Annotated in this window: 23 protein-coding genes; 9 read left to right on the top strand and 14 right to left on the bottom strand. The window is 71.2% G+C overall.

Annotation, left to right across the window (positions count from 1 at the left end; genetic code table 11):
* Window positions 1-13 precede the first annotated feature (13 nt).
* The 3 genes from aztC to aztB are packed head-to-tail and all read right to left on the bottom strand — an operon-like array spanning window position 14 to window position 3,092.
* The gene (gene aztC / locus ACP4E5_RS38265; protein WP_425837277.1) at window positions 14-979 is read right to left on the bottom strand and encodes a zinc ABC transporter substrate-binding protein AztC; all 966 of its coding nucleotides are present in this window, start codon (window positions 977-979) and stop codon (window positions 14-16) included.
* On the bottom strand, window positions 976-2,202 hold the full coding sequence (locus tag ACP4E5_RS38260) for a hypothetical protein (protein ID WP_425837274.1): 1,227 nt from the start codon (window positions 2,200-2,202) through the stop codon (window positions 976-978). The genes aztC and ACP4E5_RS38260 overlap by 4 nt, the downstream gene beginning before the upstream one ends.
* Window positions 2,199-3,092 (bottom strand): zinc ABC transporter permease AztB, encoded by an 894-nt coding sequence (gene aztB, locus ACP4E5_RS38255; RefSeq protein WP_425837271.1) that lies wholly within the window; start codon window positions 3,090-3,092, stop codon window positions 2,199-2,201. Before aztB ends, ACP4E5_RS38260 begins: the two co-directional genes overlap by 4 nt.
* A 14-nt stretch (window positions 3,093-3,106) precedes the next feature.
* Here aztB and aztA point away from each other — a divergent pair, with 14 nt between their 5' ends.
* Window positions 3,107-3,850, top strand: a complete 744-nt coding sequence (gene aztA, locus ACP4E5_RS38250) for a zinc ABC transporter ATP-binding protein AztA (protein WP_425837269.1) — start codon at window positions 3,107-3,109, stop codon at window positions 3,848-3,850.
* Between the two features lie 15 nt (window positions 3,851-3,865).
* Here aztA and ACP4E5_RS38245 read toward each other — a convergent pair whose 3' ends face one another.
* Both ACP4E5_RS38245 and ACP4E5_RS38240 read right to left on the bottom strand, forming a co-directional pair.
* The gene (locus ACP4E5_RS38245) at window positions 3,866-4,360 is read right to left on the bottom strand and encodes a nuclear transport factor 2 family protein (protein WP_425837266.1); all 495 of its coding nucleotides are present in this window, start codon (window positions 4,358-4,360) and stop codon (window positions 3,866-3,868) included.
* 30 nt (window positions 4,361-4,390) lie between these two features.
* A complete protein-coding gene (locus tag ACP4E5_RS38240; protein ID WP_425837263.1) occupies window positions 4,391-5,203 on the bottom strand; it encodes a helix-turn-helix domain-containing protein in 813 nt (270 codons plus the stop codon).
* A 118-nt stretch (window positions 5,204-5,321) separates the two neighbouring features.
* Here ACP4E5_RS38240 and ACP4E5_RS38235 point away from each other — a divergent pair, with 118 nt between their 5' ends.
* A complete protein-coding gene (locus ACP4E5_RS38235; protein ID WP_425837261.1) occupies window positions 5,322-5,681 on the top strand; it encodes a nuclear transport factor 2 family protein in 360 nt (119 codons plus the stop codon).
* 23 nt (window positions 5,682-5,704) lie between these two features.
* Here ACP4E5_RS38235 and ACP4E5_RS38230 read toward each other — a convergent pair whose 3' ends face one another.
* The 3 genes from ACP4E5_RS38230 to ACP4E5_RS38220 all read right to left on the bottom strand — a co-directional run bounded on the left by ACP4E5_RS38230 (window position 5,705) and on the right by ACP4E5_RS38220 (window position 8,255).
* Window positions 5,705-6,484: an amino acid ABC transporter ATP-binding protein gene (locus ACP4E5_RS38230; protein ID WP_425841977.1), complete on the bottom strand. Its 780-nt coding sequence runs from the start codon at window positions 6,482-6,484 to the stop codon at window positions 5,705-5,707.
* 62 nt (window positions 6,485-6,546) lie between these two features.
* On the bottom strand, window positions 6,547-7,335 hold the full coding sequence (locus ACP4E5_RS38225; RefSeq protein WP_425841974.1) for an amino acid ABC transporter permease: 789 nt from the start codon (window positions 7,333-7,335) through the stop codon (window positions 6,547-6,549).
* A 71-nt stretch (window positions 7,336-7,406) separates the two neighbouring features.
* Window positions 7,407-8,255: a transporter substrate-binding domain-containing protein gene (locus ACP4E5_RS38220; protein WP_425837259.1), complete on the bottom strand. Its 849-nt coding sequence runs from the start codon at window positions 8,253-8,255 to the stop codon at window positions 7,407-7,409.
* 199 nt (window positions 8,256-8,454) lie between these two features.
* On the opposite strand from ACP4E5_RS38220, the gene ACP4E5_RS38215 reads away from it, so the two are divergent.
* Window positions 8,455-9,387 carry a LysR family transcriptional regulator gene (locus tag ACP4E5_RS38215; protein ID WP_425837256.1) on the top strand — a complete coding sequence of 311 codons (933 nt, stop codon included), beginning with the start codon at window positions 8,455-8,457 and terminating at the stop codon, window positions 9,385-9,387.
* Window positions 9,388-9,416: 29 nt separating this feature from the next.
* Here ACP4E5_RS38215 and ACP4E5_RS38210 read toward each other — a convergent pair whose 3' ends face one another.
* Window positions 9,417-10,037, bottom strand: coding sequence for a nucleotidyltransferase domain-containing protein (locus ACP4E5_RS38210; protein WP_425837254.1), 621 nt, complete (start codon window positions 10,035-10,037; stop codon window positions 9,417-9,419).
* 135 nt (window positions 10,038-10,172) lie between these two features.
* Between ACP4E5_RS38210 and ACP4E5_RS38205 the strand changes: the two genes are divergently transcribed.
* Window positions 10,173-11,003, top strand: coding sequence for a transporter substrate-binding domain-containing protein (locus ACP4E5_RS38205; RefSeq protein ID WP_425837251.1), 831 nt, complete (start codon window positions 10,173-10,175; stop codon window positions 11,001-11,003).
* Window positions 11,004-11,028: 25 nt separating this feature from the next.
* Here ACP4E5_RS38205 and ACP4E5_RS38200 read toward each other — a convergent pair whose 3' ends face one another.
* Together ACP4E5_RS38200 and ACP4E5_RS38195 are read right to left on the bottom strand one after the other, a co-directional pair.
* Window positions 11,029-12,603 carry a M81 family metallopeptidase gene (locus ACP4E5_RS38200; protein WP_425837248.1) on the bottom strand — a complete coding sequence of 525 codons (1,575 nt, stop codon included), beginning with the start codon at window positions 12,601-12,603 and terminating at the stop codon, window positions 11,029-11,031.
* A complete protein-coding gene (locus ACP4E5_RS38195; RefSeq protein ID WP_425837245.1) occupies window positions 12,600-13,652 on the bottom strand; it encodes an ROK family protein in 1,053 nt (350 codons plus the stop codon). The genes ACP4E5_RS38200 and ACP4E5_RS38195 overlap by 4 nt, the downstream gene beginning before the upstream one ends.
* A gap of 321 nt (window positions 13,653-13,973) precedes the next feature.
* On the opposite strand from ACP4E5_RS38195, the gene ACP4E5_RS38190 reads away from it, so the two are divergent.
* The 5 genes from ACP4E5_RS38190 (at window position 13,974) to ACP4E5_RS38170 (ending at window position 20,975) form a co-directional block, all read left to right on the top strand.
* Window positions 13,974-15,845: a peptide ABC transporter substrate-binding protein gene (locus ACP4E5_RS38190; protein ID WP_425837243.1), complete on the top strand. Its 1,872-nt coding sequence runs from the start codon at window positions 13,974-13,976 to the stop codon at window positions 15,843-15,845.
* Window positions 15,842-16,792 carry an ABC transporter permease gene (locus ACP4E5_RS38185; protein WP_425837240.1) on the top strand — a complete coding sequence of 317 codons (951 nt, stop codon included), beginning with the start codon at window positions 15,842-15,844 and terminating at the stop codon, window positions 16,790-16,792. The genes ACP4E5_RS38190 and ACP4E5_RS38185 overlap by 4 nt, the downstream gene beginning before the upstream one ends.
* Window positions 16,789-17,694 carry an ABC transporter permease gene (locus ACP4E5_RS38180; RefSeq protein WP_425837237.1) on the top strand — a complete coding sequence of 302 codons (906 nt, stop codon included), beginning with the start codon at window positions 16,789-16,791 and terminating at the stop codon, window positions 17,692-17,694. Before ACP4E5_RS38185 ends, ACP4E5_RS38180 begins: the two co-directional genes overlap by 4 nt.
* Before the next feature lie 65 nt (window positions 17,695-17,759).
* Window positions 17,760-19,796, top strand: coding sequence for an ABC transporter ATP-binding protein (locus ACP4E5_RS38175; RefSeq protein ID WP_425837235.1), 2,037 nt, complete (start codon window positions 17,760-17,762; stop codon window positions 19,794-19,796).
* Between the two features lie 90 nt (window positions 19,797-19,886).
* Window positions 19,887-20,975, top strand: a complete 1,089-nt coding sequence (locus ACP4E5_RS38170; protein WP_425837233.1) for a WD40/YVTN/BNR-like repeat-containing protein — start codon at window positions 19,887-19,889, stop codon at window positions 20,973-20,975.
* 46 nt (window positions 20,976-21,021) lie between these two features.
* Here ACP4E5_RS38170 and ACP4E5_RS38165 read toward each other — a convergent pair whose 3' ends face one another.
* The 3 genes from ACP4E5_RS38165 to ACP4E5_RS38155 are packed head-to-tail and all read right to left on the bottom strand — an operon-like array spanning window position 21,022 to window position 24,367.
* Window positions 21,022-22,707 carry a glycoside hydrolase family 13 protein gene (locus ACP4E5_RS38165; protein WP_425837230.1) on the bottom strand — a complete coding sequence of 562 codons (1,686 nt, stop codon included), beginning with the start codon at window positions 22,705-22,707 and terminating at the stop codon, window positions 21,022-21,024.
* Window positions 22,704-23,387, bottom strand: coding sequence for an aspartate/glutamate racemase family protein (locus tag ACP4E5_RS38160; protein ID WP_425837227.1), 684 nt, complete (start codon window positions 23,385-23,387; stop codon window positions 22,704-22,706). Before ACP4E5_RS38160 ends, ACP4E5_RS38165 begins: the two co-directional genes overlap by 4 nt.
* Complete coding sequence (locus ACP4E5_RS38155; protein ID WP_425837225.1) at window positions 23,384-24,367, bottom strand: hypothetical protein; 984 nt, start codon at window positions 24,365-24,367, stop codon at window positions 23,384-23,386. Before ACP4E5_RS38155 ends, ACP4E5_RS38160 begins: the two co-directional genes overlap by 4 nt.
* Between the last annotated feature and the right edge of the window lie 188 nt (window positions 24,368-24,555).

Raw genomic sequence — 24,555 nt, 5'->3', positions numbered from 1 at the left:
GAACGTCCGGAGGTCAGCGGGCCGTCAGGCCCTTGGTCATCGCCGTCGTGTTGGCGCGCATCATCCGCAGGTACGTGTCCGCGCCCCCGCCCTCGGCCGTCAGCGACTCGGAGTACAGCTTCACGACCTGGACCCGGCCGCCCATCTCCTTGCGCAGCACCTCGGCGAGGCGCGTGGGCCGGGACGAGTCGGCGAACACGGTGCGGACACCGGCCCGTTCCATGGCCTCGGTGAGGGAGCGCAGGTCGGAGGAGCTGGGCGAGGCGAGGGTGGTACCGCTGGGGACGACGGCGCCGACGACGCGGAGGCCGAAGCGGTCGGCGAGGTAGCCGAAGACGTGGTGATTGGTGACGAGGGCGCGCCGTTCGTCGGGGACGCGGTCGAAGGACTCCCCCATCCACGTGCTGAGCTTCGCCAACTCCTTGTCGTAGCGGTCCGCTTGGGCGCGCACCGCGCTGTCGTCGACGCCGTCGACGTGCTGGGTGATCTGGTCGGCGATGAGTCCTGCCGCCTTGCGCATGCGGTCGGGGTCGGTCCAGAAGTGCGGGTCGGCGCGGCCGTCCCCGGCGTCGTCGCCGGTGTGGAAGGTGAGCGGGTCGACGGCCTTGCCGACCTCGAAGGCGGCGACGCCGGACGCGCGGGCGGCGTCCACGTGGCGCAGCACGTTCTCCTCCAGGCCGAGGCCGTTGTGGACGACGAGGTCGGCCCGTTCGAGGTCGGCGGCCTGCCGCGCGGAGAGGCCGAAGGAGTGCGGGTCGGCGTTGGGCTTCATGAGGACGGTGACGTCGGCCTGGTCGCCCGCTATCTCGCGAGTGACGTCGCCGAGGATGTTGGTGGTGACGACGATCCGGGGCCGTTCGCCCTCGGTGGCGCAGGCGGTCGCGGTGGCGGCGGCCGTCAAGGTCAGCAGCCCGAGCAGCAGACTGCGCAGCCGTGCCGTGCCCACCCGGACACGCTTCTTCGCCTCGTTCGCGCTCATCGGCCGGCCTCCGCCATGAGTACGGGTTCGATGTCGAGGTCGAAGGTGCGGGCGACGCGCAGGTCGTCGTTGTAGTCGACCTCGAACACCCGCTTGCCGTCAGGGTCGTTGACGTAGGCGCGGCTGCGGTCGACCTCGATGACGGGGGCGCTGCGGGTGTGCGGTGCCCCGGTGAGGAGCTTCTTGGTGCGGGTGGTCTCCTGCCCCGTCCCGATGTCGTAGCCGTGCAGCCTGCCGTCGGTCTCCAGGACGAGCAGCGGCGCCCCTTCCCCGGCGGTGTTGGCGGCGACGACGGGGCCGGTCTCCACCCGCGTCCAGGTACGCTCGCCGACGTCCAGCATCCACACGGCGTCATGCCCGGCACGCGCGGTCAGGGTGTCGCTGCCGGGGCGCTGCCGGAAGTCGGCCGCCCGCTGGGTGTCCGGCACGTCCGTGTCGTAGGGGATGGACTCGGTGGTGAACCGCCCGTTCTCCTCTCGTACGAGCAGTGCCCCGTCGGCGCAGCCGAGAACGACGCCCCGCCGGGTGACGGCGTCGCCCTTCGGGTTCTCGCATGCGACGTCCGGCGCGGGGACGGGCCTGCCCTTGCGGTCGAGTACCGTGAGCTTCGTGGCGCCGCGCTCGTCGGCGAGGGTCAACAGGTGTTCCTCGTACGGGATGACGGGCCCTGTGTGTGTTCCCGGCAGCGTGCGGGTGCGGACGAGTTCGCCGTTCTCCAGCTCGCCGCGGTCGTACAGGACGGTGCGCCCGCCCTTGTCGGTGACGGCGGTCACGGCGGCGTCACTGCGGACCAATGTGCCCTCCCCTACAGGGAGTTGACCCACGTCGCGGATCGCCGCGCGGTAGTAGTGGACGTGGTCGCCGTGGTCCACGGTCCAGGAGCCGCCGTCGAGGACGTGGGTGGTAGCGGAGGCGTGGAGGTAGCCGAAGCGGCCGTCCGTGGTGAGGCCGGCGGCGTCCGTGACCTTGCCCGTTCTCGTCACCTTGCCGGTGATGAGGTCGAGGACCCGGGTGCTCCCGCTGTCGGGGTCGTTGAGGATCAGCCGGGACTGCTGCTCGGCGCCCTCCTTCGCGCCGGCTACGTAGCCGTGCGGGGTGGTCGACGGTGAACTCCCCGCCGATTTCGGGTCGTTGCCCTCCTGGGGCGAGCAGCCCGCGGCGATCAGGGCGGTGAGTGCCAGCGGGAGCGGGGCCCACTTCGCGGCGAGGGTTCTGGCGGTCAAGACAGTGCCTCCGAATTCCTTCGGTCGACTTCGAGAACGAGGGCGGGACCGGTGGCGTCGGCGGCACGGCCCGTTCGGCGGTGGCGGACGCCGGACGCGAGGTGGGAGAGGAAGAAGAGACTCACCGCGAGCGCCGAGACGGTGGCCCCGGCGGCCGTGGACAGGTGCCACGACAGGAGCAGCCCGCCGAAGGTGGCGGCGGCGCCGAGCAGGGCGGCGCCCGCCATGACCCCGAGCACACTGCGAGCCCAGGGCAGGACGGCCGCGGGCGGCGCGATCAGCAGGCCGAGGACGAGCAGCGTCCCGACGATGTGGAACGAGGCGACGATCGCGAGCCCGAGCAGTCCGAGCAGCACGGCGTGCGCGAGCCGGGGGCGCAGCCCCAGCGTCTGCGCCTTGCGGGCGTCGAACGTGAGGGCGAGGAAGGCCCGGTGGCCGAGGAACGACACCAGGAGTGATGCGAGCAGTGCCACCCCGAGCAGCGCGAGGTCCTGTCCGCGCACGGCGAGGACGTCACCGAAGAGGAAGCCGGTCAGGTCCACCGCGAAGGACTGCGAGCGCGACACGATGATGACGCCGAGCGACAGCATGCCGACGAACAGCAGCCCGATCCCCGTGTCGCGGGAGAGCCGCCTTGCCCTGCCGAGGGCCGTCACGCCCGCCGTCATCACGGCCGCGCTCGCGACCGCGCCCACCATCAGGTTCCCGCCGAGCAGTGCCGCCAGCGCGACACCCGGCAGCAGCCCGTGGGACATCGCGTCCCCCAGGAAGGCCATCCCCCTCAGTACGACCCACGTCCCGGCGAGCGCGCATATCGCGGACACCAGGATTCCGCCCCACAGGGCGCGCTGCACAAAGGCCACCTCGAAGGGGGCCGTCAACCACTCCATGCGAGGACAGTACAATGAAAATCATGTTCAACAAACCGACCGCCCCGGCCGCCCCACATCGACACGGGGACACCCGCGTCCAGCTCACCGACCTGTGCGCCGGTTACCCGGGCCGCCCCGTGCTCCATCAACTCACCGCACACATACCGGAGTTGGCGACGGTCGCGCTCGTCGGACCGAACGGCAGCGGGAAGTCCACGCTGCTCGGTGTGCTGGCCGGTGTGATCCGCCCTACATCGGGTGAGGTGCGGCACCACGGGGAACGGCGGCCGGCGTTCGTCCCGCAGCGCGGCGCCGTCGGGGACGCGCTTCCGCTGACCGTGCGTCAGGCAGTGGAGATGGGGCGTTGGGGCGGGCTCGGTGCGTGGCGTCGGCCCTCGCGGCGGGACCGGGCCGCCGTCGGCGCGGCGCTCGACCGGCTCGGCATCGGCGGCCTCGCCGGGCGCCAGTTGGGCGAGCTGTCGGGCGGGCAGCGGCAGCGGACGCTGATCGCGCAGGGGCTCGCCCAGGAGTCCGACCTGCTACTCCTCGACGAACCGACCACGGGCCTCGATCCGGAGGCCCGCGGCCGGATCGGGTCACTGCTCACGGAACTCGCGGCCGAGGGCGTGACCGTCGTGAAGGCGACACATGACCTTGAAGCCGCGCGAGCGGCGGACGTGTGTCTGCTGCTGCGCGACGGACACCTCGCCGGGCAGGGCCCGCCCGACCAGGTGCTCACCGAGTCGGCGCTCGCCCGGATCTGGCAGCCGGCCTGACCTCGGACGCGCGACTCACTGCGCCTGACCGGCGGCCCCGCCGACGTGTTCGGTCGGCCCGCCGAAGGGGAGGACGAGTGTCCGGCTCGCCATGAGCCAACGGCCGTCCACCTTGCGGAAGGTGTCCTCGTAGTGGCCGACGTTCGCGGGCAGCCGGGGCGGGACGATGGTGCCTGCGGTGTAGCCGTCGACGCGGTAGGTGGCGAAGTACGTGGTGGCCGTGGCGGTGTCGGGTGTGTCGACGGTGACCAGGATGTTCGTGCACATCCGCCGGGACAGACGGTTGGCGGGGCGGCCGTCGAAGTAGGCGCGCAGGGCCTGCGTGCCCTGGATCCGCCGGTTGTCGTAGGGCCAGTGCCAGACGCCGTCCGGGGTGAAGAGTTCGCAGACCGTGCCCGGGTCCCCGAGGTCGAGGCGGCGCACGAGTTCCAGGATCAGGCGCTCGCAGGCGCGCTCCGCCAGGAGGCGTTCCAGTGGGTCGAGTTCGTCCGTCGTGTCGTCCTTGATCATCCGTCAGTCCTACCAAGTGAGCGCCTGCGCCTACGAGTTCTTTTCGAAGCGGCGCCGTGTCGCGTCGTCGGCCGGTAGGAACGTCTCCAGGTGCAGCCCCTCCAGGGCGGCGTCGGCGGGCGTGGTGAGCTGCGCGGAGGTGCTGAAGAAGCGGAGCGGTCCCGCGTCCGGCACGGTGAGTTCCAGCGTGAGGACGGGGCTGCCGGTGGGGGCGGTGCGGGGCACGGCGGCGAGGTGTCGCACGGTCTCCTCGGCCAGCGCGAAGTGGCGCGGGTCGTGGGTGCGTTCGGCGCGGTGGACCACTTGGTGGTGCAGGTGGGATGCCCACTCCGTGAAGTTGCGGATCCGCGGGGCCAGGCCCCGCTCGTGCACGCACAGCCGGATGACGTTGATCGGGGGTTCGAGGAGCTCGGGCGCACACCCTTCGAGCAGCGCCGCGACGCCCGCGTTGGCGTCGACGACGTCCCAGTACGTGTCCAACAGCAGCGCCGGGTACGGCATATGGGCGTCGAGGAGTCCCCGCAGCCCGTCCATGACGACCGCGAGCGAGGCATCCGCCAGGTCGCGGTCCCGGTAGTGCGGCGCGTAACCGCCCGCGAGGAGCAGCTGGTTGCGGGCGCGCAGCGGGACGTCGAGGTGATCCGCCAGGTGCAGGATCATCTCGGGCGTCGGGTGCGCCCTGCCGGTCTCCACGCGGCTGAGGTGCCGGGTGGAGACCGCGGAGCGGTTGGACAGCTCCTGCTGGCTGAAGCGGCGCCGTTCGCGCCAGCCGCGCAGCAGCGGGCCGACGGTGCGGGCGTCCAGGGGATCCGCCGGGGCGAGGGAGTCCACGAGGGTGCTCATGACGGCAGCGTACGACGGCGGGGCGCGCCCTCCATGACCTCGGAGGTCATGGAGCTTCCGCCGCCGCCCGGCCACTGTGAGGGACGTCAACACACCACATCGCAGCGGAGGTTCCACCATGACCGCACACCACGCCGTCGACGCCTACCTCGCCACCTGGAACGCGCAGGGCGAGCAGCTCACGAAGCTCATCGCCGAGCACTGGTCGGCCGACGCCACGTACACCGACCCGCTGGCCGAGGTGGCGGGGCACGCCGCGCTCGCCCAGCTGATCGACGGGGTGCACCAGCAGTTCCCCGGCTGCGCGTTCGCTCCGGTCGGCGAAGTCGACGCCCACCACCGGCAGTTGCGCTTCCAGTGGGGCCTCGGCCCCGAGGGCGCCGAGCCGCTCGCGATCGGCTTCGACGTCCTGGTCCTGGACGAGGAGGGCCGGATCCGGGACGTGCGGGGCTTCCTGGACAAGGTGCCGAGCGCCTGACAGCGGGCGCGACGCGGGCCGGCCTACTTCAGCGGCTCCGCGTCCGCCGGCCGCGCGTCCCCCGGGTTCACGACGCGCGCGAGGAACGAACGGGTGCGCTCGTGACGGGGGTTGCCCAGCACCTCGTCCGGGCGCCCCTCCTCGACGACCACGCCGCCGTCCATGAACACGACCCGGTCCGCCACCTCGCGGGCGAAGCCCATCTCGTGGGTGACGACCATCATCGTCATCCCCTCGTCGGCGAGCGAGCGCATCACGGCGAGCACATCGCCGACGAGTTCCGGGTCGAGCGCACTGGTCGGCTCGTCGAACAGCATCAGCTCGGGCCCCATCGACAGGGCGCGGGCGATGGCCACCCGCTGCTGCTGGCCGCCGGACAGCTGGGCCGGGTAGCTGGTCTCCTTGTCGGCGAGGCCGACGCGTTCGAGGTTCGCGCGCCCCGTCCGCTCCGCCTCGGCCCGGTCCCGGCCGAGGACGCGGCGCTGCGCGATGGTGAGGTTCTCCAGGACGTTCAGGTGCGGGAAGAGGTTGAACTGCTGGAAGACCATGCCGATCCGGCGGCGTACGCGGTCGATGTCGAGGTCCGGGTCCGTGAGGTCGGTGCCTGCCACCACCACCCGCCCCGACGTGGGCTCCTCCAGCAGGTTGGTGCAGCGCAGCAGCGTGGACTTGCCGGATCCGGAGGGGCCGATGACGCAGACCACCTCGCCGTGCGCGACGGTGAAGTCGATGCCGCGCAGCACCTCCAGGTCGCCGAACGACTTGTGCAGTCCCTGGATCTCGATGGCCGCGCCGGCACTCATGCGTGTGTCCTCGTCCTTGTTCCTGTTCCCGGCGCTGGGCCCGGTTTCCTTCGTCATGCCGCTCACCTGGCCTTCGCGTGTCGCGCCTCTAGGCGGCGCACCAGATAGCCCAGCGGGACGGTGACGAGCAGATAGCAGAGGCCGGCCACGAAGATCGGTGTGCTGTTGGCGGTCTCACCGGCCAGGTCCCGGCCGAACTTGGTGAGTTCGCGGGTCTCCAGGGAGACACCGAGGAAGAGGACCAGCGAGGAGTCCTTGAACAGCAGGACCAGTTCGTTGGTGAGCGGCGGCACGATGATGCGGAACGCCTGCGGGATGACGATCGAGCGCATGGCCAGGGTCTGCGACATGCCGAGCGTGCGGGCGGCCTCCAACTGGCCGCGCGGCACGGCCTGGATGCCGGCCCTGATCGTCTCGGCCATGTACGCGGCGGCGACCAGGCCGAGCGCGATGGCCACCTGCCCGTAGACGCCGCCGGGCAGCGCGGTGCCGGGGAAGGCGAGCGGCACACCGACGCCGATGAAGATGAAGATCAGCAGCGCGGGCAAACCGCGGAAGAACTCGATGTAGATGGAGGCGAGCCACCGGTAGGGGGCCACCGACGACAGCCGCATCAGGGCGATGACCAGACCGAGCACGAGCCCGACGACGAACCCGGTGAGGGTGTAGATCACCGTGTTGACCAGCGCGGTCGTGATCAGGTCGGGGAACATCCGGCGGGCCACGGACGGTTCGAGGAACTGGTGCTGGAGCTGCCCCCAGTCGGCGAGCGTCGCGGCGAGCACGACCGCGACACCGAGGACCACGTACTGGACGACGCGCGTCACCTTGCGCCTGCGGCGCGGCGACATGCGCTTACGCGGCTGCACCTCGCTGCCTGAACTGCCTGAACTGCCGTCCACCGACGAGGACTTCACGGTGCTCACTTGTCGGCGCCCTTCGGCATCGGGCCGATCCACTGCTCGTACAGCTTCTTGTACGTGCCGTCCTTCTTGGCCTGTCCGATCGCCTTGTTGATCGCGGCGCGCAGCTTCGGGTTGCCGCCCTTCTTCACGGCGAAGCCGTACTCCTCGCCGGTGGGGACGGTGCCGATGAGCCGGAACTTGTCCTTGACCGCGGAGTCCTTCAGCCAGTTCTGAACGACCGGGTAGTCCTGGATGAGGACGTCGACCTGGCCGGTGCGCAGCCCGTTGAGTTCGGCGTCCGAGCTCTCGAAGGACTGCGAGTCGACGCCCTTCTTGTGCGCCAGGTCCTCGCCGGTGGTGGCGGCCTGGGAGCCCAGCTTCAGCTTGCCGCCCTTGACGTCGTCGATGCTCTTCGCGTCGACTCCCTTGCGGGCGAGCAGCGCCTGGTCGGCGTCGAAGTAGGGGTCGGAGAAGTCGAGGTTCTTCTTGCGCTCGTCGGTGATGGTCATGCCCGCGGCGGCGACGTCGCACAGGCCCGCGTTGAGGTCCGCCCCGGTCTTGATGGTCTCGAAGGACTTGTCGATGATGTCCTGCTTCACCCCGAGCTTCTTCGCGACGAGGTCCATCAGGGAGACGTCGAAGCCGACGACCTTGCCGTTCTTCTCCGACTGGAAGGGCGCGTACGGCAGGTGCGTGCAGGTGGTCAGCTTGCCCTTGTGGACCAGCTTCACCCCGCCCGCGGTCGTCGTGACATCGGCGCTCTTGCTGCACGAGGTCGTCAGGACCACGAGGCAGGCCGTGACGGCGAGCGGGACACAGCGGCGGGCGAGGCGGTGCGTTGAAGTCACGGGGCTTCCCTGGAACATGGAGGGGGCGGGCGTTGCGCGCCGCGGACGGTCGGGAGCAGGTCGGGTCCGGGGTGCGGAACCGGCACTGACCTCGGAAAACATGGGGTTCGGACACACTGACGCACCGGCGCGGCAAGGTCCACATCGCATTTCTTTACCCACCCCAAGAAATGCTTACCGATCTTGACTTGCGCGGTGAACTCCATAGCTTGTACGCATGTTTGACTCGCGGCACATCCAGACGTTCTCCGAGGTCGTACGCACCGGCTCCTACGCGGCGACGGCGCGGGACCTCGGGTACACGCAGCCCGCCATCAGCCAGCAGATGAAGGCGCTGGAGCGCGCCGCGGGCACGCCGCTGTTCGTCCGGGCGGGGCGCGGCCTGCGGCTCACGGACGCCGGGCAGGTGCTGGCCCGGCACGCCACGGGCATCCTCAGCTCCATCGCGACGGCGCACGGCCAGCTGAAGGCGATCACCCGCCTGGAGTCGGGGCGCGTCCGCGTCTGCGCCTACCCCGCGGCGAACGCCGCGCTGCTCCCGGCGACCGTCGCCCGCGTCGCGGCGGCCCACCCGGGCATCCGCGTCGAGCTGTTGGAGGAGGAGCCGCCCGACTCGCTGCGTGCGCTGCGCGAGGGGCGGTGCGATCTGGCGCTCGCCTTCTCACCAGGACACCCCGGCGACGCAGCGGGCACAGCGGGCCGTGACAGCGAGGAGGGGCTGGTCGAGACGCCGCTGCTCGACGATCCGCTGATGGCGCTGCTCCCGGCCGGACACGCCCTCGCCGCGAGCGGCCGCGTGGACCTGGCACAGCTGGAGCGGGAGCGCTGGATAGCCGGGTGCCGGCGCTGCCGGGGCCACTTCGTCGACGCCTGCGCGGAGGCGGGTTTCGCGCCGGACATCGCCTTCACCACCGACGACAACCTCGCGGTGCAGGGGCTGGTGGCCGCCGGGGCGGGCGTCGCGCTGGTGCCCGGCATGACGTTGTCCCTGCTGCGGCACACCGAGGTCGTGGCCCGCCCACTCACCTCCGCGGGCGTCCGCCGCGTCTCGGCGTTCGTCCCCGAAGGGCACGAGTCGGCGCCGGTCACCGCGTTGATGCTGCGCACGCTGAGCGAGGCCGCGGCCGAACTGCGAGCGGCCGACGCCTGACCCTGCGGGTCGGATCGGTTCAGGACGGTTCAACCGGTCATCCGCAGCCGCTCCGCCCAGGGGTGCCCCCTCCCGTACGTCGCCGCCAACGCGTCCGCGAGCCAACTCCGCTGTTCCTGGGCGAGGATGGGCAGCGCGGCATCGAAGTCCACCTGGTCCTTGGGCCGCAGCCCCTTGGCCTTGTAGTGGAGCTGCACCTCGGGAGAGACCACGGGCGTGCCGTCCGCGGTGGTGAAACCGAGGGCGTCGAGCGGTCGGCGCAGACGCGGGTCGCGTCGTGACACCCACACGTCGCCCTCGGTCTCCTCCAGCATGAGCTGGATGCGCCAGCGCGTGGCCCCGGCCGGGCGGCACCAGATGTCGTGCACGCCCGCCGCGAGCCGCTCCCCCGGCTCCCACGGGCGCAGCGTTCCCGGCGGGTCCGCGGCCCACAACTCCCAGCCGTCCAGGACCTGATGGGCGATCCGCTGGTCGCGGCGCAGCAGCATCACGTCGATGTCGCCGTGCTCGCGCAGCACCCGCCCGGCGGCCAGCTCGATCGCCATCCCTCCGGCCACCCACCAGGGTGCGCCGGTGCCGTCGAAGCGGGCCGCGACCTCGCTCACGGGGGCGGGGTCCCAGGGGTCGAACGGCGCGTGGAGTCGTCTCATGTCCGCCATTCTCCCCTCCGGTCCGGCCGCCTTCCGAGCCGTGGACACCGCCTTCACCGGCACGAACTCTTCTGACATGGTGTGTCGCCGGACGATCAGTTCACCCTGCAACCACCGTGCCGAGGAGTAGTCGCGATGAGCCGCCGCGCGTCCAGACAACGTGTCGCCACCCTGTCCGCCCTGGTCTGCCTCCTGGGGCTGACCGCCGCCGCGCCCGCGGCGCCTTCCGCCATCCAGCAGTCCGCCAAGAAGCAGCCGGCCAGCCTGCTCGACTCGGTACCCAAGTCCGGTGTGCTGCGGGTGTGCACGACGGGTGACTACAAGCCGTTCACGTACAAGGACCCGAAGGACGGTTCGTACAGCGGCATCGACATCGACATGGCGAAGGACCTCGCGAAGAGCCTGGACGCCAAGGCCCAGTGGGTGGACACCACGTGGGCGAACCTGTCGAGCGACCTGTCGGCCGGGAAGTGCGACGTCGCCGTCGGCGGTGTGTCGATCACGCTGCCGCGCGCCCGCCAGGTGTACTTCAGCGAGCCGACCCGCGAGGACGGCAAGACGCCGATCGTGCGCTGCGCGGACAAGGACAAGTACCAGACACTGGGGGACATCGACCAGGCGGGGACGACGGTGATCGTCAACCCCGGTGGCACGAACGAGCAGTTCGCCCGGGCCCATCTCAAGAGCGCCACCATCAAGGTCCACCCGGACAACCGCACGATCTTCGACGAGATCGTGGCGGGCCGGGCGGACGTGATGATGACGGACGCGAGCGAGACGCTCTACCAGTCCAAGCTCCACCCCGAGCTGTGCTCGCTCCACCCCGACAAGCCGTTCTCGTTCGCGGAGAAGGCGTACGCGACGCCGCGCGGTGACCGCGACTTCCATGAGTACGTCGACCAGTTCGTGCACCTGGCGACGCACGACGGCACGTACAAGAAGTACGAGTCGGAGTGGCTGAGCTGATCCCTGGATGAGCCCTGGATGAGTCCTACAGAAGGGTGGGCGTGAGGTCGGGTCCGTTCTCGGAACCGGTCTCGTAGGCGTCCTCGTCGAACGGGTACAGCGGGCGCTCCACCCGGTGGTGTCCCAGGCGCAGCAGGTCCTGGTCGACGCCGCCGGGGGTGAGCGCGAGCAGCCAGTCCGCGGCCATGTCGTGCAGTTCGGGCTCCAGGTAGCCGATCTTGACGACGACCACGTCGTACGTCCGCGGGTCGATGCCGAGGCCGCCATCGGCCGGGCCCGTGAAGTCGGCGAGGGTGTGGAACGGCTTGCGGCGCTCGACGAGGATCACGGTGAGGCCGCCGACGCGGACGGCCGCCATGTCGACGCCGCGGTCGTACGCCCCGCCCTCGGCGCGGTCCTTCTGGTCGGCGGCGCGTTGCAACGCCTCGACGGTGCCGGTGAGTTCGTAAGGACCGCCGTGGTTCGCGTCGACCTTGCCGCCGACGGAGAGCGTCACCTCGGCGCCCACCCCGGCCTCGAAGCAGCGGGCGACGGCGACCGGGTCGGTGATGCCGGGGTGCACGGCCGTGACCTTCCCCGTGCGGATCGCGTCGTTCTCCAGCAGCCTGCCCAGCATGTACGCGAGGTCGCCCGCGCCGCCCGCGGTCGGGTTGTCGCCGGAGTCGCTGATGAGGAAGGGCCGCTTGTCGGAGGCGACGGCCTTCTCGACGCACTCCTCGGCGCTGCCGGTCGGGCCGACGAAGAGGAAGTCCTTGCGCGCGTCCCAGTACCGGCGGGCCAGCAACTCGGCTTCCCGCGCCGCCAGTTCGGCGTCCTCGCCGGTGACAACGATGGCGGCCTTGCAGCGCGGCTCGTCCGCCCAGGCGTAGCCGACCCACATCGCCGCGTCGAGGATGCCGTCCTTACGCTCGATGTCGACGAGCGACGCGTAGAGGGACTTGGCGGGCTCCAGGCGGGTGCTGGTCTTCTCGCCGGGCAGCAGGACCGGGACCTGGACCCAGGCGCGGTGCGGGCGGGCACCCTCGCGCAGGCAGCGCACGAGGTTGCGGGCGGCGCGTTCGCGGGTGTCCCAGGCGTCCTCGTGCGGGGCGAGGCGGTGCGCGGTGAGCAGGTCGATGGGCTCGGCGAAGCGGCGCGAGACGTTGCCGTGCAGGTCCATGGCCGTGGAGATCATGGGGCGCCCGCCGTCGGGGGTGCCGTTGTGGTCCAGCGCCGCGCGGACCGCCTCCGTGAGGTCACCCTCGGCGTCAGTGAGGCCGATGACACTCATGGCGCCGTGGATGTCGTAGACGAGTCCGTCGAGCGGGCCCGCCTCCCGTATGCGGGTGACGAGTTCGTTCTTGAGGATCAGGTACGACTCGGCCTCCACCGGGCCGCCGGGCAGCGAGGTCGCGTGCAGGAGCGGCACCCATTCGACGTGCTCGGCGAGGTCGGAGTCGGGCCGCGTCCACGTGTAGCGGTCGAGGAGGTCCTGGCCGCGCGTCTGCCGGAAGTCGTCGGTGGTGGAGCGGTGCGGGCAGAACGTGGACGACTCGATGCCGATGCCGCCGATGCCGATGCGCAGGCGGCGGCCGGTGATCGGCGGGGTGGTGCTGGTCATGCGTGGGCGCTCTCTTCCTTCGGGGCGGGGGCCGTGGCCGACAAGTTCTTGTGCAGGGCCGTGAGGCCCGCGCCGAGCAGGCCCGCGTCGCGGCCCGCGGCCGTCGTGGTGATCTCCAGGTCGGCCGTGGCGAGCGGCAGGCAGCGCTCGTAGAGCACGCCGCGGACGGCGGCGACGAGGGGTTCGGCGGTGGCGAGGACGCCGCCGATGGCGACGACCCGCGGGTTGAAGAAGTTCACGACGACGGAGAGCACGGTGCCGATGTGCCGCCCCGCGGCGCGCACCAGCGTGGTGGCGACGGGGTCGCCGTCGGCTACGAGCCGGAGCAGCTCTGTGGTGTTCGCCACGTCGACGCCCTGTGCGGCGAGTTCGCGGATGAGGGCGGCGCCGCTCGCGACGGTCTCCAGGCAGCCGATGTTCCCGCAGGAGCAGGGCCGCTCGCCGGCCTCCTCGACGCGGACGTGGCTGATGTCTCCGGCGCTTCCGTTGGCACCGTCGTGCGGCCGGCCCGCGACGATGACGCCGCTGCCGATGCCGCGGCCGGCCTTCACGACGACCATGTGGTCGAGCTCGGGCCGGGAGGTGCGGTGCTCGCCGACCGCCATCATCGTGGCGTCGTTGGCGACGGTCACCGGCATGCCGAGCCGCTCGGCGAGGACGTCGCGCAGCGGGTAGCGGTGCCAGCCCGGCATCCGTGAGGGGCTCAGGACGCGGCCGTCCGCCGGGTCGACGGGGCCCGGGAAGGAGACGCCGAGCGCGCGCACGGTCCGCCCCGACTCCCGCTGCTTCCCGGCGAGTTGGGCGACCTGGGCGCACAGCCAGTCGACGGCGGACTCGGGTCCCGCGGTGATGTCGTGCGGCAGGTCGACGGCGTCGTGCACGGCCGCGCCGAGGTCGACGGCGCCGAGCCGCGCGTGCCGGCTGCCGAGGTCGGCGGCGAGCGCGACGCCGCCCTGCGCCTTGACCCGCAGCAGTCGCGGCCTGCGTCCGCCGCGCGAGGCGCCCTCGCCGGACTCGGTGAGCACGCCCTGGGCCACCAGCTCCTGCACGCGCAGCGAGACGGTGGAGGGCGCGAGGCCCAGTTCCCTGACGAGGTCGGCCGAGCCGGAGTATGTGCCGGGCCGAACCCGGCTCGCCCTCGTGCGCGGTGTCCGTCATCCGGTCCCCCTGAAAACTTACTTCGGTCAGTTCGTTCGATGCCGGACCGAACACTAACCATCACCGAATCAAGTGCGCCAGACCCTGGTGGATTTTGACTTACTTTCCGAATGAACCTATTGACTTGCTTCGAACGGTCGACTTAGCGTTCGGGCGCCCCTCGTCGAATCTTCACACGGGGCTGGATCCCGTCCCCTTGGAGGCCCTTCGGCATGCGTTCCCTCAGGTCAAAGGCGTCGGCCGCGCTCGTCCTCGCGGCGGCGCTCGTGGCGCTCACCGGCTGCACGCACGAGGCCGGCCGCATCGCCATGGGCCGCACGGGCGGCACCCCCGTCGAGGGCGGCACGGCCACCATGGCCCTGCCACCCGCGGCGACCCCGAACTGGATCTTCCCGATCGGCGCCCCCGGCTACGGCGGCTCCTACAACTACGCGATCCAGTCCCAGCTCTACATGCCCGTGTACGACGCCGTGCAGAAGAAGGGCGAGCTGGTCACGCACGGGCCGAGCACGCTCGGCCTGGAGCCGAAGTACAGCGACGGCAACAAGACGGTGACCATCCCGCTGCGCAAGGGCGTCAAGTGGTCCGACGGCACCGAGGTGACCGGCCGCGACCTCGAGTTCTGGTTCAACCTCGTCAAGGCGAACAAAGCCGACTGGGGCGGCTACTCGGTCGGCAACATCCCGGACAACGTCAAGAAGTTCGAGCTCGTCGGCGACCACACCGTACGGCTGCGCCTCAAGCGCTCGTACAACCCGGACTGGTTCACGGCGAATCAGCTCTACTACATGCGCGCCCTGCCCCAGCACGCCTGGGACGCGAAGACCGACGGCGGCGAGGTCGGCGACTTCGACCGCACCACGAAGGGCGCCAAGGCCGTCTTCGCCCGGCTCACCCAGCACGCCAAGAGCCTCGGCTCGTACGGCACCGACCCGCTGTGGAAGACCGTCAACGGCCCCTGGAAGCTGGCCGGATGGCGGGACAACGGGCAGGTGACACTCGTCCCGAACGAGAAGTACACCGGGCCGAGGTCGGAGCGCCCGCACCTCGACAAGGTCGTCTTCAAACCGTTCACCACCGCCGACTCCGAGTACAACGTGCTGCGTTCCGGCGGCGTCGACTACGGCTACATCCCGCCGTCGGTGATGGCGCAGAAGGAGAAGTTCGAGGGCAAGGGGTACCGCGTCGACCCGTGGGAGGGCTGGGCGGCCACGTACATCGTCTACAACTTCAACTCCACGCACGCGGGCCCGGAGATGAACCAGCTCTACATCCGGCAGGCGATGCAGCACCTCGTCGACCAGAAGGCGATGAGCAAGGTCATCTGGCAGGGCAGCGCGACCGAGACGCTCGGCCCGGTCCCGGTCACGCCGAAGAGCCAGTACCTGTCGAAGAAGATGGCGCACAACCAGTACCCGTTCTCCGTCTCCAGGGCCAGGTCGCTGCTGTCGGCACACGGCTGGAGGACGGTCGACGGCACGGCGCGCTGCGTGCGGCCCGGCACGGGCGACGACGAGTGCGGCAAGGGCATCGGGAAGAACGACCCGCTGGAGCTGACCCTGCTCTCGCAGTCAGGCTCGACCGAGACGACGAACATGATGCAGGAACTCAAGTCGTCGCTCAGCAAGGCCGGCATCGACCTCACCGTGCGCCAGCAGCCGCTCAACTCCGTGCTCGGCAACTCCGTTCCGTGCAAGGTGAAGGACCCCGGCTGCAACTGGGACATGTCCTTCTTCGGCACCGCCGGCAGCTGGTACTACCCGCTCAACCCGAGCGGCGAGCAGCTCTTCTCCACCGGAGCCTCCTCCAACTTCGGCAACTACAGCGACAAGAAGGCCGACCGCCTCATCCGCGCCGTGCAGTACGCGCCCGACATGAAGGCCATCCATGAGTACGGCGAGTACCTGGCGGAGCAGCTGCCGGTGATGTGGATGCCGAACCCCGCGTACCAGGTGTCGGTGATCCGGGGCGATCTGCGCGGCATCGAGCAGAACCCGACGGTGACCTTCGCGCCGTCGCACTGGTACTACGTCAAGAACTCCAAGAGCGCCAACAAGAGCGTAAAGAAGGAGGCCGAGAAGTGACCGGCTTTCTGGTCAAGCGTTTCCTTCAGGCGCTCGTCGTCCTGTTCCTCGTCTCGATCATCGTGTTCACCCTGCTGCACCTGCTGCCGGGCGGCCCCGCGCGCGCGATCCTCGGCCCCAAGGGCACCCCGCAGCAGATCGAGCACTTCAACCACGTGCAGGGCTACGACCGTTCACTGCCGACGCAGTACCTGATGTACCTGAAGCGCCTGGTGACGGGCGACCTCGGCGAGTCGTACAAGCTGAACTCGCCGGTGATCGACCTGCTCACCCAGCGCCTGCCGAAGACGCTCCTGCTCACCCTCATGTCGACGGTGCTCGCGGTGCTCATCGCGGTGCCGCTCGGCCTGGTCCAGGCGGTGCGGCGCGGCAAGGCGTCCGACTACGCGCTCACCGGACTCGCGTTCCTGATGTACGCGACGCCCGTGTTCTTCCTCGGCCTCATCATGATCATCCTGTTCGCGCAGGTGCTGCCGATCTTCCCGGCGGAGGCCCCGCAGGGCGAGACGATCGGTCAACTCCTGGGCGACATACCCGGGTTGGTCCTGCCGGTCGTGACCATGGCGTTCGGCATCGTGGCCATGTTCAGCCGTTACATGCGCTCGGCGGTCCTCGACAACCTCACCGAGGAATACGTCCGCACGGCCATGGCGAAGGGCCAGTCGAGCCGCCGGATCATGGTCAAGCACGTGCTGCGCAACGCCCTGATCCCGCTCGCCACCCTCCTCGGCCTCTACCTGCCGACCCTGTTCAGCGGCGCCCTCGTCGTCGAGTCGATGTTCAACTACCCGGGCATGGGGCTGCTGTTCTGGAACGCCGCGCAGGGCTCGGACTTCCCCGTCCTGCTCGGCGTGACCCTCGTCGTCGGCATCGCGACCGTCCTCGGCTCGCTGCTCACCGACATCCTGTACGCCGTCCTCGACCCGCGGATCCGGAGCGTGTCATGACCACTGCTGTGACGACCTCTGTCATACCCGGACAGGAGGAGACCGCGCAGGCCACGCCCTCGCTGGCCCGCCGCACCCTGCGCGTGTTCACCGGCAACAAGCTCGCCCTCAGCGGCGTGATCCTGCTCGTCCTGCTGCTCGCCTTCTGCTACCTGGGCCCCCTGGTCCACCCAACGGAGCAGATCCACACGAACCTGTCCCAGGCGAACCTGGCACCGGGCGCGTCGGGACACCTCCTCGGCACCACCGACCTCGGCTACGACATGGTCGGCCGGCTCATGGTCGCGGGGCAGACGTCCCTCGAGATCGGCCTGGCGGCAGGCCTGTTGGCGACGCTCTTCGGCACCGTGTACGGCGCCGTCGCCGGATACTTCGGCGGCTGGGTCGACGCGACGATGATGCGGATCACCGACGCCGCGCTCGCCATCCCGGCGATGTTCCTGCTCGTGGTCGTCGCCGCGATCATCACGCCCAGCAAGGGCGTCCTCATCGTCATCATCGCGGGCGTCGCCTGGCTCTCCCCCGCCCGCCTGGTACGCGGCGAGGCGCTGTCGCTGCGCAACCGGGAGTACGTACAGGCGATGCGGATGATGGGCGGTGGCGGCGCGCGCGCCGTCTTCAAGCACATCGTCCCGAACGCCATCGGCACGGTCATCGTCAACTGCACGTTCCAGATCGCCGACGCCATCCTCTACGTCAGCTACCTGGCCTTCCTCGGCCTGTCGATCCCGCCGCCGTCCGCCGACTGGGGCTCGATGCTGTCCGCCGGCATCACCTACACGCAGAACGGCTACTGGTGGCTGATCTTCCCGCCGGGCATCGCGATCGTCCTGGTCGTCGCCGCGTTCAACTTCATCGGCGACGGACTGCGCGACGCGTTCGAGGTACGGCTGCGCAAGTAGCTCACGTGGGACCAGACCGGGACCGGGCCGGGATCAGGCAACGCAAGGGATCTAGGAAAGCTGACATGACCGAGCCTCTGCTCAGGATCGACGACCTGCGCGTCGACATCTCCACGCGCGACCGCACCGTCCACGCCCTCGACGGCGTCTCGCTCGAACTGGCCCCGGGTGACGCCCTCGGTATCGTCGGCGAGTCCGGCTGCGGAAAGACCATGACGGCGCTCAGCGTCCTCGGCCTGCTGCCGCCCGGCGGCGAGGTGACCGGCGGCCGCATCATGTTCGAGGGACAGGACCTTGCCACCGCCCCCGCACCGGTCCTCCAGGACGTGCGCGGCAACACCATCGGCATGGTGTTCCAGGACCCGCTGACGTCCCTGAACCCGACGATGACCATCGGCGCGCAGGTCGCGGAGCCGCTCCTGCTGCACCGGAACGTGTCCAAGAAGGAGGCGTGGGCGCGCGCCGAGGAGACGCTGCGCCTGGTCGGCATGCCGCAGCCGGCCGAGCGCATGAAGGCGTATCCGCACCAGCTGTCCGGCGGCATGCGCCAGCGCGTCGCCATCGCCATGGCCCTGGTCTGCGAGCCGAAGCTGCTGATCGCGGACGAGCCCACGACGGCGCTCGACGTGACGACGCAGCACCAGATCCTGGAGCTCATCGACGATCTGCGCGAGCGGCTCGGCATGGCGATGATCCTCGTCACGCACGACCTCGGCGTCATCGCGAACCGGGTGGACCGGGTCGCCGTGATGTACGCGGGTCAGGTCGCCGAACAGTCCGATGTACGCGGCCTGTTCGCCCGCCCCCGGCACCGCTACACGGAGGCGCTGTTCGCGGCGCTGCCCGAGCGTGCGGCGGACAACGAGACGGAGCTGCACACCATCCCGGGCCTGCCGCCGAGCCTGACGGTGCGGCCCACGGGGTGCCGGTTCGCGCCGCGCTGCCTGTTCGCGACGGACGACTGCCGGACCCTTGAGCCGTTCCTCGAGGAGGACGAGGTGCAGGGCGCGGACCACCGGTTCGCGTGCTTCCACCCGGTGCCGCACGAGGCGGACGCGGTGGACGCCGACGAGGTAATCGCGCCGCCGACGATTCCGGCGCAGGCGTCGCCCGGCGAGGTTCTGGTCGAACTCGACTCGCTGGTCAAGGAGTTCCCCCTCAAGGGCGGCCCGTTCTCGCGCAGCAGGGGCACGGTCAGCGCGGTCGGCGGGGTGTCGCTGAGCATCCGCAAGGGCGAGACGTTCGGCATGGTCGGCGAGTCCGGCTGCGGGAAGACGACGCTGGGCCGGATCGTGGCGGGCCTGGAGGAGCCGACGGCGGGCTCCGTACGTTTCGACGGCCGCGACCGCGCCTCGTTGTCGCGCTCGGAGCGGCGCGCGCACCGCCGCGACGTCCAGTTGATGTTCCAGGACTCGACGGCGGCGATGGACCCGCGGATGCGGGTCGGCGAGATCCTGCGCGAGCCGCTCGTCATCCAGGGCGTCGGCGACAAGGCCGAGCAGGAGAAGCTGATCGGCGAACTCCTCGACGCGGTGGGCCTGCCGCGCGGCGCGGTGCACCGCTACCCGCACGAGTTCTCCGGCGGCCAGCGCCAACGCCTGGGCCTGGCACGGGCGTTGACCTTGTCTCCCGACCTGGTGGTGGCGGACGAACCGGTGTCGGCACTCGACGTCTCGGTGCAGGCGCAGATCCTGAACCTGATGCGGGAACTCCAGCGCGAACGCGGCCTCACCTACCTGTTCATCTCGCACGACCTGGCGGTGGTCCGCTACCTCGCGGACACGGTCGGGGTGATGTACCTGGGCAAGCTGGTGGAGGTGGGCCCGGCGGAGCAGGTCTACAACCACCCCCTGCACCCGTACACGCGCGGCCTGCTCGACACGGTGAACGTCCCGGACCCCGAGGCGGCCGCCGCCACCGGGTCGCCGCTCACGGGCGAGACCCCGTCGGCGGCGAAGCCCCCGTCGGGCTGCCGGTTCCGGACGCGGTGCCCGATCGCGCAGGACGTCTGCGCGACGACGGAGCCGCCGGAGTCGACGCCGGGCTCGGCGGGCCACCGGGTGGCGTGCCACTTCCCGCTGGCGGTGCCGACACCGGCCTGACCTGCGGGGATGTCCGGTGCGGACGCCGTTGTCAGTGGTGGGGTGCAGACTGACCGATACCTGGAGACAACGACGTTTCGGAGGTTCGGCATGACTGACGTACTTCTGGCAGTGGGGACCCGCAAGGGCCTCTTCCTCGGCCGCAAGCGCGACGGCGGCGCGTTCGAGTTCGACGAGAGTCCGTACTTCAACGCGCAAGCGGTGTACTCGGTCGCCATCGACACCCGCGGGGAGCGACCACGGCTCCTCGCGGGCGGCGACAGCGCGCACTTCGGCCCGTCGGTCTTCCACTCGGACGACCTGGGCCGCTCGTGGACCGAGCCGTCCAAGCCCGCCGTCAAGTTCCCCGATTTCACCGGCACTTCACTGGAGCGGGTCTGGCAGCTGCACCCGTCCGCCTCCGAACCCGACGTGGTGTTCGCGGGCACGGAACCGGCGGCGTTGTACCGCTCGGAGGACCGGGGCGAGACGTTCGAACTGTGCCGCCCGCTGTGGGAGCACCCCACGCGCTCGCAGTGGGTGCCGGGCGGCGGCGGAGAGGGCCTGCACACGATCCTGACGGACGAGCGGGACCCGCGCGCGGTGACGGTGGCCGTCTCCACGGCGGGGGTCTTCCGCACGGCGGACGGCGGCGAGAGCTGGTCCCCGGCGAACTCCGGGGTGGCCGCGGTCTTCCTCCCCGACCCGAACCCCGAGTTCGGCCAGTGCGTGCACAAGGTGACGCGGGACGCCGTCGACCCGGACCGCCTCTACCTCCAGAACCACTGGGGCGTGTACCGCAGCGACGACGGCGGCGGAAAGTGGCTCGACATCGGCGAGGGCCTCCCCTCGACCTTCGGCTTCGCCGCGGCCGCCCACCCGCACCGCGGTGACACGGCGTACGTCTTCCCCATCACCGCGGACATCGACCGCGTCCCGGCCGACCACCGCTGTCGCGTCTACCGCACGCAGGACGCCGGCACCACCTGGGAACCCCTCACCCACGGCCTCCCCGAGACCGACCACTACGGCACGGTCCTCCGCGACGCCCTGTGCACGGACGACAACGACCCGGCCGGCATCTATTTCGGCAACCGCAACGGCGAGGTGTACGCATCCCCCGACGACGGCGACACCTGGAAACAGGTGGCGTCACATCTTCCGGACGTGCTGTGTGTGCGGGCGGCGGTGGTGGGGTGAGGTGGGGCTGGCGAGACAGAGGGGGGGGCCGGGGGCTGGGTTCGGGTCAGCCCCCGGACGCGCCCTCTTGGCTCGGCTCCGCGGTGTCGACCCGGTACCAGGCCGTTGTGTCCGGGGGGAGGAGGCGGGCCCTGGGTGGGAGGGGCAGGCTTGTGAGGGACGGGGGGACTGGGGAGGTGGGGGGTAGCAGGGTCGGTTCGGGGGTCGGGTTGGTGATGCAACGCAGGGAGCCGACCGTGAAGTCGAGGACGGGGTCGGTTTCCGCGGAGTGCCAGGTGATGTCGGTGTTCGGGGTGAGGAGGGTGCGGCGCAGGGCGATGGCCTCGCGGTAGAGGGCCAGGGGGCTGGTGGGGTCGGCCTGTTGGGCCTCCACCGAGAGGGCGGCGAAGCTCGTGGGCTGGGGCAGCCAGGGGGCGGCCGGGCCGAAGCCGTACGAGGGGCCCGTGCGTTCCCACGGGATCGGGACGCGGCAGCCGTCGCGGCCCTTGCGGGCGCCGGCCGAGCGGTGGCGTACCGGGTCGCGGAGAGCCTCGTCCGGGAGGTCGGCGACCTCGGGCAGGCCCAGTTCCTCGCCCTGGTAGACGTAGGCGGCGCCGGGGAGGGCGAGGAGGAGGAGTGCGGCCGCGCGGGCGCGGTGTGCGGCGACGGTGGGCGGGATGTGCGGGTCCCGGCCGTCGGACCGGAGCCAGGACTCCACGTCCGTGCCGGCCGGCAGGGCGAGGCGGGAGGCGTGGCGGACGACGTCGTGGTTGGAGAGGACCCAGGTGGGGGTCGCGCCGACCTCGTCGGCGAGGGTGAGGGAGCGGTCGATCGTCGCCCGTAGCGCCGTGCCGTCCCAGTCGGCGCCGAGGAAGTCGAAGTTGAAGGCCTGGTGGAGTTCGTCGGGGCGTACGTACTGGCCGCGCCGGTCGAGGGCCGCCCAGGATTCGGCGACGGTGACGCGGGGCGGCTCGTACGTGTCGGTGACGGCGCGGAAGCCGCGCAGCAGGTCGTGCACCTCGTCGCGGTCCCAGAACGGGTGCTTGCCGTGCCAGCCGTCGCCGACGATGCGGTGGTGCGCCTGGTCGGGGCCGAGGTCGCGGAGGGGTTCGGCGAGGTCCTTGGCCATGCCGTGGGCGACGTCGAAGCGGAAACCGTCCACGCCGCGGTCGAGCCAGAAGCGGAGGATGTCGTGGAACTCGGCGACGACCTCGGGATGGTTCCAGTCGAGGTCGGGCTGGGTGGCGTCGAAGAGGTGGAGGTACCACTGGCCGTCGGGTACGCGGGTCCAGGCGGGGCCGCCGAAGACGGACTGCCAGTCGGTGGGCGGCTGCGCGCCGTCGTCGCCGCGGCCGTCGCGGAAGACGTAGCGGGCGCGGGCCGGGCTGCCGGCCGGGGCGGCGAGGGCCTCCTGGAACCACGCGTGCTGGTCGGACGTGTGGTTCGGGACGATGTCGATGATGACGCGCAGGCCCAACGCGTGGGCGCGGGAGAGGAGTTCGTCGGCGTCGGCGAGGGTACCGAAGCGGGGGTCGATGTCGCGGCAGTCGGCGACGTCGTAGCCGCCGTCGCGCATCGGGGACGGATAGAAGGGGGTGAGCCACACGGCGTCGGCGCCGAGGTCGGCGACGTGTGGCAGGCGGGCGGTGATGCCGGGGAGGTCGCCGATGCCGTCGCCGTCGCTGTCGGCGAAGCTGCGGACGTAGATCTGGTAGATGACGGCGGAGCGCCACCAGGCGTCGTCCGGGTTCACGGGGTGTCTCCGTTCCGGCCCAGCAGAGTGGCGAGTTGGGCGGTGCCCGAGCGCGGCGACGTGAGGACGGGCACGCCGAGCGCGCCCTCCGGCAGTGCGGTGAGCGCGTTGGCCATCGACGCCTGGGCGAGGACCAGGACGTCGTGGTCGGCGGCGAGGCGTCGGGCCTCCTCGGCGATGAGCCGGTCGTGCCGGTCCTGGTCGCCGGTGGTCCGTGCCTCGTACGCGCCCGGGCAGGCGGTGGTGGTGAGCGTGATGTCCCGCCCTTCCGCGACGGCCGCCCGGCGCACCAGGTCGGCGGTGGGCGTGAGCGTCGAGTCGAGGGTGGCGAGGACGGCGATGCGGTGGCCGGTGCGGACCGCCTCGGCGGCCATGGGTTCGTCCACGCGCAGGACCGGGATCCCGGCGAGCGGCCGGGCCTGTTCGGCGAACGGGCCGACGGACGAGCAGGTCACGAGGACGGCTTCGGCGCCGGCCGCCTCGGCCTGCTGGACGTAGGCCGCGAGGCGGGCGGCGGTACGGGGCAGCGGACCGTGCTCGACGGTGTCGGCGAGCAGGCTCTCGTCGACGACGTGGTACGGGCGTGTGTGCGGGGCGAGTTCGCGCAGCAGCGGGTCGAAGGTGGCGGGCAGCGCGGCGACGGTGTGCAGGACGCAGACGCGGGCGGTACGGGTGCTCACGCGGAGGCCTCCTCGTGGGTGACGGCCACGCCGTCGCGGGCCGCGGGCGTGTCCCACCACGGGCGGCCGTGGGTGTCGACGATGTCGCCGAGGCGGCGGAGCCGGTCCGTGCTGGGTCCCCGGAGGGCCGCGTCGCGGTCGCCGGTGAGGGCGTCGGTCCACAGGGCGCGGCCCGCGAGGAAGCCGGAGGCTCCTGCGCGGCAGGCGGCCTCGACGGCGGCCGGGAAGTCGGCGGCGGCGACGCCCTGGGAGAGGACGACCCAGGGGACGTCGACGACGGCGTCGATGCGGGCGGCCTGTTCGGTGAGGTGGGCGAGGGAGCCGACGCCGCCGTCGGGGACCTGGCACTTGTACAACGAGGGCCGCAGCGGGGCGAGTTCGCGGGCTGCCTCGACGATGGCGCCGTTGAGGACGAAGGTGTCCTCCTCGCCGCGGGCCGGGCGGGCCACCGGTTCGAGGACGGAGGCGAGTCCGGCCGTGCGGCACAGGTCGATGAAGCGGGAGGCCAGTTCGACGCGTTGTTCGCGCTGGTCGTCGCGGCGCCAGATGACCAGGAGCTTCAGGCCGCGGGTGCCGTCGGCGACGATCGCCGCGGTGTCCACGGTCTCGTCCAGGGATGTGCCCTCGACGGCCTGACCGGGTTGTTGGTCGAGGATGTCGACCGCGAGGATCGGCGCGCAGGAGCCGGGCAGCACCTTGTCGTCGATGAGGCGCCGGTAGCCGTAGTCGCGGTCGATGAGCAACGCGGAGGCGTGCGGGGCGAGTTCGCGGGCGACGGCCATCTTGAAGTCGGTGAGGTGGTCGTCCGGGATGTCCGTGCCGGGGACGCCGGCGCGGTCGGCCATCATCGTGCGCAGCGAGTCGCGCTGGTCGGCGGCGACCATGGCGAACGTGCCGGTGGGGCGGGCGAGTTCGGCGGGCGCGACGGATCCGCCGGTGAGCGTGGGGGTGGGGGTGGGGGTGGGGGTGGTGCGGGTCATGGGTCTACGTTCCTTCAGGATCGGGATCGGGATCGGGGAGCGGGGAGCGGAATCGGGATTGCGGGAGGGGTCGGAGCCGGGGCCGGGCCCCTCGTGACATGCGGCCTGCACCGGGGCCGCCTTGCCCACCCTGCCGCCCAAGGCGGCAGATTGCCCAAGGCGGGCGGGGTCGACGGAAACGGGTGGGA

Source organism: Streptomyces fractus, assembly GCF_049844455.1.
GTDB lineage: Bacteria > Actinomycetota > Actinomycetes > Streptomycetales > Streptomycetaceae > Streptomyces > Streptomyces fractus.
The sequence above is the reverse complement of the archived record's forward strand: the minus strand, read 5'-3'. Positions and strand labels throughout refer to the sequence as shown.

What these genes read in the sequence shown, in the direction of transcription:
- aztC (WP_425837277.1), bottom strand. Translation starts at nt 979, where the DNA reads ATGAGCGCGAACGAGGCGAAGAAGCGTGTCCGGGTGGGCACGGCACGG.
- aztB (WP_425837271.1), bottom strand. Translation starts at nt 3,092, where the DNA reads ATGGAGTGGTTGACGGCCCCCTTCGAGGTGGCCTTTGTGCAGCGCGCC.
- aztA (WP_425837269.1), top strand. Translation starts at nt 3,107, where the DNA reads ATGAAAATCATGTTCAACAAACCGACCGCCCCGGCCGCCCCACATCGA.
- ACP4E5_RS38245 (WP_425837266.1), bottom strand. Translation starts at nt 4,360, where the DNA reads ATGATCAAGGACGACACGACGGACGAACTCGACCCACTGGAACGCCTC.
- ACP4E5_RS38240 (WP_425837263.1), bottom strand. Translation starts at nt 5,203, where the DNA reads ATGAGCACCCTCGTGGACTCCCTCGCCCCGGCGGATCCCCTGGACGCC.
- ACP4E5_RS38235 (WP_425837261.1), top strand. Translation starts at nt 5,322, where the DNA reads ATGACCGCACACCACGCCGTCGACGCCTACCTCGCCACCTGGAACGCG.
- ACP4E5_RS38230 (WP_425841977.1), bottom strand. Translation starts at nt 6,484, where the DNA reads ATGAGTGCCGGCGCGGCCATCGAGATCCAGGGACTGCACAAGTCGTTC.
- ACP4E5_RS38225 (WP_425841974.1), bottom strand. Translation starts at nt 7,335, where the DNA reads ATGTCGCCGCGCCGCAGGCGCAAGGTGACGCGCGTCGTCCAGTACGTG.
- ACP4E5_RS38220 (WP_425837259.1), bottom strand. Translation starts at nt 8,255, where the DNA reads ATGTTCCAGGGAAGCCCCGTGACTTCAACGCACCGCCTCGCCCGCCGC.
- ACP4E5_RS38215 (WP_425837256.1), top strand. Translation starts at nt 8,455, where the DNA reads ATGTTTGACTCGCGGCACATCCAGACGTTCTCCGAGGTCGTACGCACC.
- ACP4E5_RS38210 (WP_425837254.1), bottom strand. Translation starts at nt 10,037, where the DNA reads ATGAGACGACTCCACGCGCCGTTCGACCCCTGGGACCCCGCCCCCGTG.
- ACP4E5_RS38205 (WP_425837251.1), top strand. Translation starts at nt 10,173, where the DNA reads ATGAGCCGCCGCGCGTCCAGACAACGTGTCGCCACCCTGTCCGCCCTG.
- ACP4E5_RS38200 (WP_425837248.1), bottom strand. Translation starts at nt 12,603, where the DNA reads ATGACCAGCACCACCCCGCCGATCACCGGCCGCCGCCTGCGCATCGGC.
- ACP4E5_RS38190 (WP_425837243.1), top strand. Translation starts at nt 13,974, where the DNA reads ATGCGTTCCCTCAGGTCAAAGGCGTCGGCCGCGCTCGTCCTCGCGGCG.
- ACP4E5_RS38180 (WP_425837237.1), top strand. Translation starts at nt 16,789, where the DNA reads ATGACCACTGCTGTGACGACCTCTGTCATACCCGGACAGGAGGAGACC.
- ACP4E5_RS38175 (WP_425837235.1), top strand. Translation starts at nt 17,760, where the DNA reads ATGACCGAGCCTCTGCTCAGGATCGACGACCTGCGCGTCGACATCTCC.
- ACP4E5_RS38170 (WP_425837233.1), top strand. Translation starts at nt 19,887, where the DNA reads ATGACTGACGTACTTCTGGCAGTGGGGACCCGCAAGGGCCTCTTCCTC.
- ACP4E5_RS38155 (WP_425837225.1), bottom strand. Translation starts at nt 24,367, where the DNA reads ATGACCCGCACCACCCCCACCCCCACCCCCACCCCCACGCTCACCGGC.